Genomic DNA, 13307 nt, shown 5'->3' with positions numbered 1-13307 from the left:
CTGATTGTTTGTGACTGAATGGCTTAAAAACGTTCCCGTGCAGCACTCAGTTGCTGAGCAAAGGCCGGCGCATCCACCTCGCCAACCACTCGCAGGTCAGACAATTCGTCGCCTTGGCGGTTAAACAGCTGGATGGCGGGTGGGCCAAACAATTTGTAACGATCCAGTACCGCGCGCTGGGCCGCGTTGCTCTCGGTGATATCGAAGCGGATCAACTGATAATCGCCGAGCAACTTGCCCACTTCGGGCGAGGTAAACACCTGACGTTCGATCACTTTGCAGCTGATGCACCAATCGGCGTACCAATCCAGCAACAGTGGTTGGCCTGCGTTTTTCGCCGCGAGCAGGGTGGCATCCAGTTGCGCCGGGTCCTTGATGATTTGCCATTGGCCAGCGACTGGAACTTGGCTGGCTTGGGCGCTCTGGTTGATCAGACCGAGCGGCCGCAGCGGGTCATCATGGCCTTGCAGCGCGCCAACCCAGGCCACCACGGCATACACCAAGAACGGCAGGCCAATGGCTTGGGCGACTTTTTGATGATGGGTTTTCGGGGTTAACTCCAGGACGCCCAGCCACAGAGCCACGCCGCCGGCGAGCAAGCCCCACAGGGCCAGACTGACCGGGCCTGGCAGCACTCGCTCGAGCAGCCAGATGGCCACTGCCAGCAGCAGAGCGCCAAAGGCGTTGCGCACAATCAGCATCCATGACCCCGACTTAGGTAGCAGGGCTCCACCGCCAACGGCCAGCAGCACCAATGGCGCGCCCATGCCCAGCCCCAGGACCAGCAGCTTGAGGCCGCCGCCTAAGGCGTCGCCACTGCTGCTGATATACAGCAAGGCACCGGCCAAAGGCGCTGACACGCAGGGCGAGACCAATACGCTGGACAGCACGCCGAGCACCGCCGCGCTGCCTAGGGTGCCGCCTTGTTGGCGTTGGTTAAGGCGTTGCAGCGGGCCATCGATAAAGGCCGGCAGGCGCAGTTCAAGAAAGCCAAGGCTGGCGGCGCCAAACAGGCTAAAGAACAGGGCGAAAGGCACCAGCACCCAAGGCGACTGCAGGCGAGCTTGCAGATTCAGTTCGGCGCCGAACAGGCCCATCAGCGCGCCAAGGATGGCAAAGCTCAGGGCCATCGGCAGCACATAGGCCAATGCCAAGGCCAGGCTGCGTGCGCCGCCTGGTTGGCCGCGTAGAACCACGCCGGTGAGAATCGGCAGCATGGGCAGGACGCAAGGCGTGAAAGTCAGTGCCAAACCGCCCAAGAAGAACAGGGCCAGATCGCTCCAGCTCCAGGCAGTGCTGGTTGCCGGCGTATTGGCACTGGCGGGAGTGTTGTTGGCACTGTTGCCGGCTGCATCGGCAATGCTCAGTTGTTCGGTTTCCGGCGGATAGCACAAGCCTTTATCGGCGCAGCCCTGGTAGGTGACGCTGAGGTTAAAGGCGCGCTGCTGTGGATTAGTTACAGGCAAATCGATATCGAGGATTTCGTAGTACACCTCGACATCGCCAAAGTAATCGTCGGTCTTGGCTTTACCGGCTGGCAGTACCGCCGCGCCCAGTTTGACTTCAGCGTTATCACTGGCGAAGGCCAGGCGGTGGCGATAGAGGTAGTAGCCCGGCGCGGCGACCAAGCGCAGCTTGATGTGTTCGGCGCTGCTGCTGATCAGGCTCAGTTGGAAGGCTTGGCGCACTGGCAGAAAGTCGGCGCTGTTATTCAGCGGCGCGCCCAGTTGCGCGGTCGGCGCTTTATCGAATAGACCGGCGCTGGCTGGTAGCGCACACAGAAGCAGGAGCAGGCAGAGTAAACGGTGCATGGCTGGCTCGCAGGGCAATAATCCCGACATCATAACGGAGCAGGGGGGCTCAAGGCACGGCTATGACCACAGTCGGTTGGGTTGGTGCCCTCAGCGGTGGCTCCAGCACCGGTCTGGCAGGGTTGCCACGTTAAACCTGGAAGGCCTGCACCGTGTGTTTGAGTTGGCTGCCGACTTGGCGCAGCTCTTCGCCCTGCTGACGGGCGCGGCCGATGTGCTGCAGGTTGTCGCTGCCTAAATGGTGGATACGCTCACTGTGCTCGCTGATCTCATTGGCGGCCAGGCTCTGTTGGCCGGTGGCCTCGGCAATGCGTTCGGCCAGCGTGGTGATGGTGCCGATGGCTTGGACAATATTGTGCAGGGCGCCGTCCGCTGCGGCGGCCTGATCGGCCGTGGCTTGCGCGTGCTGGACTTGCTCCTGCATGGCGTTTAGGCAGCTGAAGGCGGCGTGCTGCAAGCGCTCGATCAGTTGCTGGATTTGCGCCGTGGCCCCGCCGGTGCGGCGTGACAGGGTGCGTACTTCATCGGCGACGACGGCAAAGCCGCGACCTTGAGTGCCGGCGCGGGCGGCTTCGATGGCGGCATTTAAGGCCAGAAGATTGGTTTGTTCGGCAATTGCGCTGATGACCGTCAGCACTTGGCCAATGCTGGCCGTCTCGCTGGTCAGTGCGGCGACGGTCTGGGCGTTGCCCTGCACTTGCTGGACCAGGTGACGCAGGCCATCCAGGCTGCTGCCGATCACTTGCTGGCCTTGGCTGACGGCCTGGTTCGCCACTTGGCTGGCGGTGGCTGCCTGGCTGGCGTTATTCGCTACCTGGGTAATGTTGACCTGCAATTCGCCGAGGGCATCGCGGATATGTGCGCTATCGCCGACCTGACGCTGCGCGCCTTGGTGCAGGCCGCCGCTGAGTTCGGCCAAAGTGTGGCTGCTGCTGGCCACAACCTCGGCATGTTGGCGAATGCTGCTGACCAAATTGACCAGATAGGTGCGTAAGCGGCTCAGCGATTGGGCGATATCGCTGAGCTCCTGAGTGTTGCTGCGCAGTGGAATATCGCTGGCGAAGTTACCTTCGGCCCAAACCGACAGCCCCGCGGTGAGTCCCGTGAGCAGGCGGGCCAGGCGTCGCTGCAAGCTGTCGATCAGTAAGGCGATCAGCAGAATCAAGGCAATCATCAACCCCTGCAGCCACTGCACTTCGCCGGTGATGCGGCCATGTTCACTGCGCACCATGGGTTCCAGCGCGGCCAGGGCTTGTTGCACTTGGGCGACTTGGGCGCGGGTTTGCTCGGCCAGCTCGCTGCGTTGGCTGATCAGCTGTTGGGTGCGTTGTAGTTCGCTGGGATAGCGCGCCAGCAAATTGCTTAAATCGCGCTTGAGGCTGATGCCTTGGTCTTCGCCTGGGGCTTGTGCCTCGTTGCTGCTGAGGCCCATCAATTCAGCAAAGCTGTCGCCGGCGCTACTGCTTTGTTGTTCTACACCTAGCAGCGGCAGGTCGTGCAGTTGTTGGGCGTTTTGTTGCAAGGCGCTTAGTTCCCGTTGCACATCGTTGCCCAGTTCGCTGCGGGCGCTGCGTACCAGCTTGTCGCGGGCGTGGCCTAGGCGCAGGAGGTGCAAGGCGGCTTCTTGCAGCGGTTGGCGATAGGCCGTGGCACTGTTGGCTGAGCTGGCGCTGTTGGCGTAATGGGCGAATTGTTCGAGGTTGTCGTCGATTTCGCGCTCGGCATGCAGCAGTAAGCCTTGTGGGTCGCCGGACAGTTTGCCGGCGGCCAGCAGCTCATTGCGGCTGAAGGCTTGCAGTTGGCTGAGGCTGCCCGCCAGTTCATTGGCCAGTTGCGGCGGCAGTTGTTGGATCTCTGTGTCGAGTTGCTCGAGGCCTTGCAGGGCGGCGCTGTGGCGCAGGGCGTCGCCACTTTTTAGGTAGGCGCTGATGTTATCCGCCACGTCATGATCAAACTGCTGCGCCAGGTTCAGGTAGTTGGCCATCAACCAGTAGGGGCGCTGCAGCGCTTGTTGCGACCACCACAGGGTAGCGGCCAGGCCTGCGCAAACGCCGACCAGCAGCAGGCTATTAAAGTTGGTGATGGTTTTTAGGCGCATAGGGCTCGACCGGCAGCGAAAGGAGGGGCGGCCGACTGCGGCCAGACGGCCTCAGATCCTAGAGCGCAGATATGAAAATAAAATGACGCAGGCCGAGCTCGAACCTGCGCTTTGCCTTACGGCTGATAAAGGGCGACGCAATTGCGCCCGCCGTGTTTAGCCACATACAGAGCTTGGTCGGCCTGTTGCGATAGCAGTTTGCTGTCCAGTCCCGTCTCGATCTGGGCGATGCCGCAGCTGAAGGTGCACGACAGATCCTGCGGCTGCGCCGAGTATTGGATCTCGGCGAAGCGCCGGCGGATCTCATCCAGTACCTGGCTGGCCGCAGCGGCATTGGTGTCGGGCATGATCACGGCGAATTCTTCGCCGCCATAGCGGCCGATATAGTCGGTCTTGCGCAGGCGTTGTTTGAGAAACAGCGCCAGGCTCTTGATTACCCGGTCGCCCATGGGATGGCCGTAGGTGTCGTTGACCTTCTTAAAGTAGTCGATATCGATCATGGCGAAGCTCAGCGGCTGGCCGTCGCGCTCGGCGCGAAAGCGCGCGTCTTCGAGCAGTTGCAGGGTATGGGTGTGGTTGTACAAGCCGGTGAGACTGTCGCGCACCATCCGCGCCTTCAGGTTGCGCGCGCGGGCGGCGCGGTTGCGCACGGTGGCGATCAGGTGGCGTGGCTTGATCGGCTTGGTGAGGAAGTCGTCGGCGCCTTCGCTCATGGCATCGAGCTGCTTGTCGAGGTCGTCCTCCGCCGACAGGTAAATAATCGGCACGCTGACATAGCGGTCGTTGTGGCGGATCACCTGAGCCAGCTCGGGGCCGCTGCACTCGGGCATATACATGTCGAGGATGATCAGGTCGGGCTGGAAGCGGGCCAGTTCGCCCATGGCCTCGATCGGCTCGGTGAGGGTGCTGGTGACGATGCCGGCGCTATTGAGGACGCGCTCGGTGTGGGTGGCCTGGGCCCGCGAGTCGTCGATGATCAGCACTTTATAAGGCTCGTACTGGGCGACGTTGCTCAGCACTTCGATGCGCTCGAACAGATTGGAGGCGTCCAGGGCGCCGGTGAAAAATTCGCGGCCACCGGCACGTACAGCGGCCAGGCGCGTGCGCGTGTCGGTGTCTTCGGCGCTGAAAAACAGCAGGGGGATTTTTTGCTCCAGGCTTTCTTGCACCTGCTGCGCCAGAATTAGTCCGCCGTTGGGGCCGCAAAAATCCACTTCCATCACAATGGCGGCGGGGTGGCGTTCGAGCATGGCGTGGCGAAAGGCATTGGCGGTGTCCAGCACCTGCGCCTGCATGCCGAAGAATGCCAGGCGCTGCACCAACTGCTCGGCACGCTCCTCATGCTGCAAGGCCAGGTACACCGGTTTGCGCAGCGGCGGCAGGGCGGTTTGCTCAAAGCGATCGCCATGCCGCAGGCCGGTGCGCGATAGGCGCTGCATCAACTGGTTGAGTTGGCTGATCAGTTGACTGTTAAGGCGGCCGCGATTGTCATGGACCCGTTGCAGGCAGGCATCGATCTCTTTGGCCAGATGATAGTGCTCGGCTTGGTCGAAGCGCTCGGCGTAGCGCTGCAGCAAGTGCGCAGCTTCGCGCAGTTCGCTTAAGCCCACGTCGGTCCATTCACTGCGTTGGATGCGTTGCCACACTTCCAGCACCTGGCGGGCCTGATTGATAACCCGTTGGGCGAAATGCTGCTTGAGGCGATCGCGGTTGGGATCTTCTGGCTCGGTCATGGCCGTCTTCGCTGAGTGGCATGGTGATGTCGTAGTGATGGCAACCCTAACATTGTCGTTTGCCTTTGCGAAGCTTTGTCGATCTTATGACGCCAAAATTTATTCGCCTGCAGGCGCCGCCCGCTCTAGCTCTGCTTGTGCCGCAATTGCCAGGTGCAAGGCCCTTAGTGGTGGCTCTAGCAGGCTTGAGTCAGCTACGCTTGGTCTACCATGCAGAACAATTGCGCAACCCTGGTTAGGGCTTGTGGTCATATTTGCTGTCTCAGGGCTGATCCCTTGGCGCAGCGCGCTTCGTAATTTGAGTAAAAGGACCCACAGCATGTTGGATTGGAAAAACCGCACTGCCGATGCCGCGGCAGACACAGTCGATACTACCCGTAGCTATTTCGCCGGTGGCTGGTTCGTGCGCACGGTCGGTGTGCTCCTTGGTCTGTACTTGCTGGCAGCCTTGCTGGTGGGCTGGTACTGGAGCCAAGAGCCGGGCCTGTTCCCTGTGCAGCAACGCGCTGATGCCGCTGCTGAAGCCGCAGGGCGCAAAGTGGTGAACGGCTACACCACGGTGGAAACCCTGAAACAACTGGCCGGCACCTTGCTCAATAAGCCCGGTGGCTACCTCTCTAACGACCTGGCACCGCCCGGCCTGTGGCTGGACAACATGCCGAGCTGGGAGCTGGGCGTGCTGGTGCAGATCCGCGATATGGCGCGGGCGCTGCGTAAAGACTTCACCCGTTCGCAGTCGCAATCCACTGAAAGTCCGGATCTGGTCAAAGCCGAGCAGCGCTTTAACTTCGATAACAAGAGCTGGGCACTGCCATCGTCTGAGTCGGAATACGGCGAAGGCATCAAGTCGCTGGACCGTTACCTGGCGCGCTTGAGCAACCCAGAAGGCAGCGATGTGCGCTTCTACACCCGCGCCGATAACCTCAATAACTGGCTGGGCGATGCCGCAACCCGTTTGGGCTCGCTGTCGCAGCGCCTGTCGGCCAGCGTCGGCCGGGTTAGCCTGAACACGGCTGCCGATGAGTCGTCCGCTGCGGATGGCAAAACTGAGTTCACCCAAGGGGTGAATGTCGAGACGCCTTGGCTGCAGATCGACAACGTGTTCTATGAAGCGCGTGGCCAGGCGTGGGCGCTGTCGCACTTGCTGCATGCCATCGAAATCGATTTCGCCGATGTACTGGCGAAGAAAAACGCTGCCGTCAGCGTGCGGCAGATCATCCGTGAGCTGGAAGCCGCGCAGGAAACCCTGTGGAGCCCAATGGTGCTCAATGGCAGCGGTTACGGTCTGTTGGCTAACCACTCGTTGGTCATGGCCAACTATATCTCCCGCGCCAACGCCGGGCTGATTGATCTGCGCCAACTGCTGTCGCAAGGCTAATGGACCCTTGGTCCGCTGCCGAGGCCGTGCACCGCGCGGCCTCGGATGCCGAGTTAGTCGCCTGGGTCGATGAGCAAGACCGTCCTTTGGGCGCACTGTCCCGGCAGGAGCTGCGCGAGCGGCATCTAATCGGTCGCTGCACCTACATCCTTTTGTTTAACCGGGCCGGGCAGCTCTGCGTGCATCAGCGCACCCTGAGCAAGGCTCTGTATCCCGGCTATTGGGATGTGGCGGCCGGCGGCATGGTGGCGGCTGGTGAGGATTATCTGAGCTGCGCCCAGCGCGAACTGGCCGAAGAACTGGGCATTAGCGATGCGCTACTTGAGCCCTGCGGCCAGTTCTTTTATGACGGCGCCGAAAGCCGTCTGTGGGGCCGGGTGTACCGGGCGGTCAGCGACAGCCCGTTGCAGTTGCAGCGCGAAGAAGTGCTGCAGGCGCGCTTTATCGAGCTTGATCAGGTCATGCGCGATGCCCAACAGCACGACTACTGCCCCGATTCTTTACGCGCCCTGCAGGAGTTTCTGCAGCAGCGCGGCGCTTAACGCCTTGCTGCGGCGTCGCTAATCCAGCGCTTATTGGCGCATTTTTGCTCTTAGCAGGCGCCGGGTTTGCCGGTACACTGCGCGACCTTTTAAATCCTGCCCAGCAGGATGCGCTGCCCCTGCCAGAGTGGGGCTTCGCGGTCGTTGCCCGTGTGGGCAGACGGCCAGTCGCTATCCTGACCCCTTCGAGGACCTGCCGGTGGTCAAGAAAGCTTCTTCATTCGCTGCGTTAAGCGGCTTGGTGTATTCCACTGACAGCGGTCGGCATTGCCCGGACTGCAGCCAGCCGGTGGACGCCTGTATCTGTAAGCACAGTCAGATTCCTGAAGGCGACGGCATTGCCCGGGTACGGCGGGAAACCAAAGGCCGTGGCGGCAAGACCGTCACCACCATCACCGGCGTGCCGTTAGCGGCAGAGCCGTTGCGGGAGCTGGCCAGCGTGCTGAAAAAGCGCTGTGGCTGTGGTGGCGCGCTGAAAGACGGGGTGATCGAGATTCAAGGTGATCACGTCGATCTGCTGCTGGCTGAGCTGATCAAACAAGGCTTCAAAGCCAAGAAGTCGGGCGGCTGACTCTGGCGTTCTAAACTTACTCGGCTGACCAAGGGTCAATTGCCGAGCAATCGTCATTTGCTCACCTTAATCTTTATCCCCAGGCTCGGCCTGGCCTTCATCGCCACTCAAGGGAGATTTCAATGTCTGCACGACGCACACGCAAAGATGACGGCAGTCAGTGGACGGTTGCCGACAGTCGCGGTGTTTATGGCATCCGTCACTGGGGCGCGGGTTATTTCGCGATTAACGAGCAAGGCCGGGTTGAAGTGCGCCCTAACGGCCCGCAAAGCACGCCGATCGACCTCTACGAGCAAGTCGCCGAGCTGCGCTCCAGCGGTCTGAGCCTGCCCTTGCTGGTGCGCTTTCCGGACATCCTGCAAAACCGCGTGCGCCAGCTGACCGGCGCCTTCGACGCGAATATCGCCCGCCTCGAATACCAAAGCGGCTACACCGCGCTGTACCCGATCAAGGTCAACCAGCAAGAGGCGGTGGTGGAAAACATCATCGCCACCGAGAACGTCTCGATTGGTCTGGAAGCCGGCTCCAAGCCTGAGCTGATGGCCGTGCTGGCGCTGGCACCGAAGGGCGGCACCATCGTCTGCAACGGCTATAAAGACCGTGAATTTATCAAGCTGGCACTGATGGGGCAGAAGCTCGGCCACAAGGTGTTTATCGTCATCGAGAAAGAATCCGAAGTGCAGCTGGTGATCGACGAGGCGGCGGAGCTTAAAGTCGCGCCGCAGATCGGTCTGCGCGTGCGCTTGTCCTCCCTGGCTTCGTCGAAGTGGGCGGACACCGGTGGGGAGAAGTCCAAGTTCGGTTTGTCCGCCGCGCAGTTGCTGTCGGTGGTCGAGCGCTTTAGCGCTGCCGGGCTGGATCAAGGCATCCGTCTGCTGCACTTCCATATGGGCTCGCAGATCGCCAACCTGGCCGACTACCAGCACGGCTTCAAAGAGGCCATCCGTTATTACGGCGAGCTGCGCAGCCTCGGCCTGCCGGTCGATCATATCGACGTTGGCGGCGGCCTGGGGGTGGACTACGACGGTACCCACTCGCGCAATGCCAGCTCGATCAACTACGCCATGGAAGACTACGCCGGCGTGGTGGTGGGTATGCTCAAAGAGTTCTGCGATGCCCAGGAGCTGCCGCATCCGCACATCTTCTCGGAAAGCGGCCGCTCGCTGACCGCGCACCACGCCATGCTGGTGGTGCAGGTCACCGACGTCGAGCGGCACAACGACGAAGTGCCGCAAATCGACGACCTCGATAGCCTGCCGGAGCCGGTACGCAACCTGGCCGAGCTGCTGGGCCCGACCGACTTGGAAATGGTCACCGAAACCTACTGGCGCGCCACCCACTATATGGGCGACGTGGCCACCCAGTACGCTGACGGCAAGCTCAGCCTGACCGAAAAAGCTTTAGGCGAGCAGTGCTACTTCGCCGTGTGCCGGCGCCTGCACAACTCACTTAAAGCACGGCAGCGTTCCCATCGCCAGGTGCTGGATGAACTCAACGACAAGCTGGCGGATAAGTACATCTGCAACTTCTCGGTATTCCAGAGCCTGCCGGACACCTGGGCCATCGGCCAGATTCTGCCGATTCTGCCGCTCAACCGCCTGGACGAAGAGCCGATGCGCCGTGCCGTGCTGCAAGACCTGACCTGCGACTCCGACGGCAAGATTCGTCAGTACGTCGACGAGCAGAGCATCGAGACCAGCCTGCCGGTGCATGAGGTGCGCGAAGGCGAGGACTACCTGCTGGGGATCTTCCTCGTGGGCGCCTACCAGGAAATCCTGGGCGATATGCACAACCTGTTCGGCGACACCGACTCGGTGAACATCTACCAGAACCCCAACGGCAGCGTGTACCACGCCGGCATTGAGACCCACGACACCATCGAAGACATGCTGCGCTACGTGCACCTGTCGCCGGAGGAGTTGATGACCCATTACCGCGATAAAGTGGCCAGCGCCAAGATCAGCAGTCGCGAGCGCACCCAGTTCCTCGATGCCCTGCGCCTGGGCCTGACCCGCTCGTCCTACCTGTCGACCTAAGGTGTTAGCGGGCAGCGCTCAAGCTGCCCGCTGCCTCATTCCTCTCGCGCTGCTGTCTTGGCTTGCTGTTCTTGGGCGAGCAGCTGTTGTTTGCGCGCAATGCCCCAGCGGTAGCCGCTAAGGCTGCCGTTGCTGGCGATGACCCGATGACAAGGCACGATCAGGCCCAGCGGATTACTGGCGCAGGCCCGGGCGACGGCGCGAGGGTGGCTGCCGACGGTGGCGGCCAGTTGCGCGTAGGTGCGGGTCTCGCCGCTGGGGATCAGCCTAAGCTGCTGCCAAATTTGCTGCTGAAACACCGTGCCGCGCATATCCAGCGGCAACTGCGCGGCGCGGGCGGGCTCGGCGATTTGCTTGAGTAATTGTTCAAGCCAGGGCGCCAGATGCTCTTCATCCAAGATCAATTGGGCGGCGGCAAAACGCTGCTGCAGCTCGCTCTCCAGCGCTTGCCTGGTATCGGCAAATAGCACCGCACACACGCCGCCTGAGCTGGCGGCCAACAGCACCTGGCCAAGGGCGCAAGGCGCGATGGCGTAGCGCAGGGTTTCACCTGCCGCTTGCTGGCGTAGCTGGTGTGGCGCCAGGGCTTGCTGGGCATGGTGCAGGGCGCGGGTATCGGGCAGGCCACTGGCTAAGCTGGCGGCCAACACGCTACTGGCTGCGGGCAACAGCTGCTCGGCGCGTTCGCGGCGGCGCGCCCGTTGCCAGGCATGGGGCGTCAGGCCGGTACGCTGCTTAAAGGCGCGCACTAAGTGGGAGGCTGACAGGCCAATGCGCACAGCCAGTTGGCTGAGGCTAAGCGGCTCGGCGCTGTCGAGTAGCTGCACGGCGGCGCTGACCAAGGCATCCATCTGCTGCGCCGGGCTCGGCCCATGGGGCGCGCACCGCCGGCACGGACGAAAACCGGCGGCGCTGGCGGCGGCGGCATCGGCAAAAAAACTGACATTGCTCCGTAAGGGCCGGCGTGCCGGGCAGTCGGGGCGGCAATAAATACCGGTGCTACTGACGGCAAAGACAAAGGCGTCGGTTTGACTCACATCACGCTGACACACAGCGTGCCAGCAACGATCAGGATCGAGCATGGGCAGAACTCCTTGGGCTGACCTTGATTGTCGAGGTTGGCTGCCATGCTGCCAATGCACATCTGACTTTTAAACTCAGCCTAAGGGCGGCGGGTTAGCCGTTATTGCCAGCTCAGGCTGAGTGCTTCCTGCCAGGCGACGCGGACAAAGTGGCGCTCCATGACCGCTTTGACATGCTCCAGCGCTTCGGCGTCGGCGGCTTCGACGCTCAGGGTTAAGCCGTTGGCTTGGGCCTTGAGCAGCCCCAGGCCGCGCTCGAATTCAACGCGGCCTTGCTGCTCGTCGAAGCTGACCGGCACCTTATGCGCGAAATGTTTGCACAGGCGGCTGATATAGCGCGCCGGGCTGGCGGTGGCGACAAAGCTGCTGCGGGTAAGCGACATACAGGACTCCGGTAAAGGCCGCAGGCTTAATAGCCCACGGTGAAGTGTTGGCGCAGATGATGAGGACGCTCCAGCTCATCGACGATGGCGGCGGCGAGATCGGCCACCGTGATGCTGGCTGGCTGGCCGCCAGTCATCAGCAGTTGGTTATCGCCGATGCGAAACTTGCCGGTGCGCTCGCCAGGGGTCAGCAGAGCGGGGGGCGAGATAAAGCTCCAGACCAGCTCAGGCTCTTCTTGGATCATGCGCAGGGTTTGCCGCGCACCTTCGGCGCCCTCGCGGTACTCGGCAGGGAAGTCCGCTGTATCGATCAACTGCAGGTTAGGCTCCACGTACAGGCTGCCGGCTCCGCCGACGATCAGCAGGCGCTGCACCTGCGCTTGTTTGGTGGCGTCGATGATGGCGCGGCTGCCCTTGATAAAGTTCTGGCGAATCTCAGCGCTGCCCCAGCCTGGGTTAAAGGCGTGGATGACCGCGTCGTGACCGCTCAGTTGTGCGGCTAGCGCGTCTTGATCGTAAGCATCGCCGGCGAGGGCGGTAAGGTTCGGATGGCTGGGCAGTTTTTCCGGATGGCGAACGATACCGGTGACCTGATGACCTCGGTTAAGGGCTTCCTGCAGTACGGCGGCGCCTACAAAGCCACTGGCGCCAATTAATGCGAATTTCATAAACCTGCTCCTGGAAAAAGGGGAGTGCTGCAAACAGGTGTCTATAATCGCAACTGGATAATGCCCGGAAAAATAGGCTAAAAAGGCTTTAACTATTAAGTGGAGCTTAATAATGGAGCAGCTTAAGCATATGGCGGTGTTTGCCACCGTGGTGGATTGCGGCTCCATGGTGGGCGCCGCTGAAGTGTTGGGGATGACGCCCTCGGCCGTGAGTCAGCAGATCCGTAAATTAGAGGACAACACTAAAGTCAGCCTGTTACACCGAACCACCCGCAAGCTCACCCTCACCGAGGCCGGGGCCAGCTTTTATGAAAGCTGCGCACAGGTTTTGGCTCTGGCCAATGAAGCGCAACAGCGCCTGGCTGAGCTGCGCGATGCGCCGGTCGGCGAGCTGCGCATTACCACGCCCGCCGGGTTTGCCGGAGCGCAATTGGGCAGAGCGCTGGCGCCGTTACTGCGCTTGCACCCGGGCTTGCGCCTGAAAGTACTGGTACATGACGAGCAGCTTGATCTGGTCGAGCAGCGTATCGATCTGGCTATCCGGGTCGGCCAGATGGATGACTCCAGCCTGGTGGCGCGGCATATTGGCGACACGCGCCTGCTGTTCTGTGTCGCCCCCAGCTACCTGCACCACAAGGCCCCGATCAGCCGACCGGAAGACTTGCTTAGCTGCGACTGGCTGAGCTTAAACGACGACGGTGGTTACACCCAGTTGCACCTGCAAGGCCCACAGCAGCAGACCAGTAAACTGCGCCTGGAAAGCCGCATCGGCTGCAATAACATCATCGCCATCCGTGAGCTGACGTTGGCTGGCATGGGCGTATCGCTGCAGCCAGAGGATGAGGTGCGGCATTTGCTTGCCAATGGCAGCCTGCAAGTGCTCTTGGCTGACTGGCAGTTGCCGCCCATGGGCGTGTATCTGGTGACGCCCCGGCGAGAGGCGCAACCGGCTAAGGTTCGTTATGCGATTGAGGCATTGCGCAAACATTTGTTGAGCAATTGAGT

General features: G+C 61.6%; 11 protein-coding genes. 5 read left to right on the top strand and 6 right to left on the bottom strand.

The genetic code is table 11. The features are described from left to right. Window positions 1-23: 23 nt before the first annotated feature. From NTD81_RS14045 to NTD81_RS14035, 3 genes are all read right to left on the bottom strand, one after another. Window positions 24-1811 carry a protein-disulfide reductase DsbD gene (locus NTD81_RS14045; protein ID WP_262183211.1) on the bottom strand — a complete coding sequence of 596 codons (1788 nt, stop codon included), beginning with the start codon at window positions 1809-1811 and terminating at the stop codon, window positions 24-26. A gap of 130 nt (window positions 1812-1941) precedes the next feature. After that, window positions 1942-2985, bottom strand: a complete 1044-nt coding sequence (locus NTD81_RS21455; RefSeq protein ID WP_410017163.1) for a methyl-accepting chemotaxis protein — start codon at window positions 2983-2985, stop codon at window positions 1942-1944. 1040 nt (window positions 2986-4025) lie between these two features. Further along, complete coding sequence (locus NTD81_RS14035) at window positions 4026-5642, bottom strand: PleD family two-component system response regulator (RefSeq protein WP_262183208.1); 1617 nt, start codon at window positions 5640-5642, stop codon at window positions 4026-4028. 319 nt (window positions 5643-5961) lie between these two features. On the opposite strand from NTD81_RS14035, the gene NTD81_RS14030 reads away from it, so the two are divergent. The 4 genes from NTD81_RS14030 (at window position 5962) to speA (ending at window position 10169) form a co-directional block, all read left to right on the top strand. Further along, window positions 5962-7020 (top strand): DUF2333 family protein, encoded by a 1059-nt coding sequence (locus NTD81_RS14030; RefSeq protein WP_262183207.1) that lies wholly within the window; start codon window positions 5962-5964, stop codon window positions 7018-7020. Beyond that, window positions 7020-7562, top strand: a complete 543-nt coding sequence (locus NTD81_RS14025) for an NUDIX hydrolase (protein WP_262183206.1) — start codon at window positions 7020-7022, stop codon at window positions 7560-7562. The genes NTD81_RS14030 and NTD81_RS14025 overlap by 1 nt, the downstream gene beginning before the upstream one ends. 199 nt (window positions 7563-7761) lie before the next feature. Next, window positions 7762-8133 (top strand): translation initiation factor Sui1, encoded by a 372-nt coding sequence (locus NTD81_RS14020; protein ID WP_262183205.1) that lies wholly within the window; start codon window positions 7762-7764, stop codon window positions 8131-8133. Between the two features lie 122 nt (window positions 8134-8255). Beyond that, the gene (speA, locus tag NTD81_RS14015) at window positions 8256-10169 is read left to right on the top strand and encodes an arginine decarboxylase (protein ID WP_262183204.1); all 1914 of its coding nucleotides are present in this window, start codon (window positions 8256-8258) and stop codon (window positions 10167-10169) included. A gap of 35 nt (window positions 10170-10204) precedes the next feature. Here speA and ada read toward each other — a convergent pair whose 3' ends face one another. From ada to NTD81_RS14000, 3 genes are all read right to left on the bottom strand, one after another. After that, window positions 10205-11251: a bifunctional DNA-binding transcriptional regulator/O6-methylguanine-DNA methyltransferase Ada gene (gene ada / locus NTD81_RS14010; RefSeq protein WP_262183203.1), complete on the bottom strand. Its 1047-nt coding sequence runs from the start codon at window positions 11249-11251 to the stop codon at window positions 10205-10207. A gap of 101 nt (window positions 11252-11352) precedes the next feature. Beyond that, complete coding sequence (locus NTD81_RS14005; RefSeq protein ID WP_262183202.1) at window positions 11353-11634, bottom strand: DUF2218 domain-containing protein; 282 nt, start codon at window positions 11632-11634, stop codon at window positions 11353-11355. 26 nt (window positions 11635-11660) lie between these two features. Continuing rightward, window positions 11661-12302: an NAD(P)-dependent oxidoreductase gene (locus NTD81_RS14000; RefSeq protein WP_262183201.1), complete on the bottom strand. Its 642-nt coding sequence runs from the start codon at window positions 12300-12302 to the stop codon at window positions 11661-11663. Between the two features lie 112 nt (window positions 12303-12414). Here NTD81_RS14000 and NTD81_RS13995 point away from each other — a divergent pair, with 112 nt between their 5' ends. Continuing rightward, the gene (locus NTD81_RS13995; protein ID WP_262183200.1) at window positions 12415-13305 is read left to right on the top strand and encodes a LysR family transcriptional regulator; all 891 of its coding nucleotides are present in this window, start codon (window positions 12415-12417) and stop codon (window positions 13303-13305) included. Window positions 13306-13307 lie beyond the last annotated feature (2 nt).

It is taken from the genome of Pseudomonas sp. 5P_3.1_Bac2 (genome assembly GCF_025465995.1).
Lineage (GTDB): Bacteria > Pseudomonadota > Gammaproteobacteria > Pseudomonadales > Pseudomonadaceae > Aquipseudomonas.
Note: the sequence above shows the minus strand (reverse complement) of the source record. Positions and strands in the feature narration are given on the sequence as shown.

What these genes read in the sequence shown, in the direction of transcription:
- NTD81_RS14045 (WP_262183211.1), bottom strand. Translation starts at nt 1,811, where the DNA reads ATGCACCGTTTACTCTGCCTGCTCCTGCTTCTGTGTGCGCTACCAGCC.
- NTD81_RS21455 (WP_410017163.1), bottom strand. Translation starts at nt 2,985, where the DNA reads ATGATTGCCTTGATTCTGCTGATCGCCTTACTGATCGACAGCTTGCAG.
- NTD81_RS14035 (WP_262183208.1), bottom strand. Translation starts at nt 5,642, where the DNA reads ATGACCGAGCCAGAAGATCCCAACCGCGATCGCCTCAAGCAGCATTTC.
- NTD81_RS14030 (WP_262183207.1), top strand. Translation starts at nt 5,962, where the DNA reads ATGTTGGATTGGAAAAACCGCACTGCCGATGCCGCGGCAGACACAGTC.
- NTD81_RS14025 (WP_262183206.1), top strand. Translation starts at nt 7,020, where the DNA reads ATGGACCCTTGGTCCGCTGCCGAGGCCGTGCACCGCGCGGCCTCGGAT.
- speA (WP_262183204.1), top strand. Translation starts at nt 8,256, where the DNA reads ATGTCTGCACGACGCACACGCAAAGATGACGGCAGTCAGTGGACGGTT.
- ada (WP_262183203.1), bottom strand. Translation starts at nt 11,251, where the DNA reads ATGCTCGATCCTGATCGTTGCTGGCACGCTGTGTGTCAGCGTGATGTG.
- NTD81_RS14005 (WP_262183202.1), bottom strand. Translation starts at nt 11,634, where the DNA reads ATGTCGCTTACCCGCAGCAGCTTTGTCGCCACCGCCAGCCCGGCGCGC.
- NTD81_RS14000 (WP_262183201.1), bottom strand. Translation starts at nt 12,302, where the DNA reads ATGAAATTCGCATTAATTGGCGCCAGTGGCTTTGTAGGCGCCGCCGTA.
- NTD81_RS13995 (WP_262183200.1), top strand. Translation starts at nt 12,415, where the DNA reads ATGGAGCAGCTTAAGCATATGGCGGTGTTTGCCACCGTGGTGGATTGC.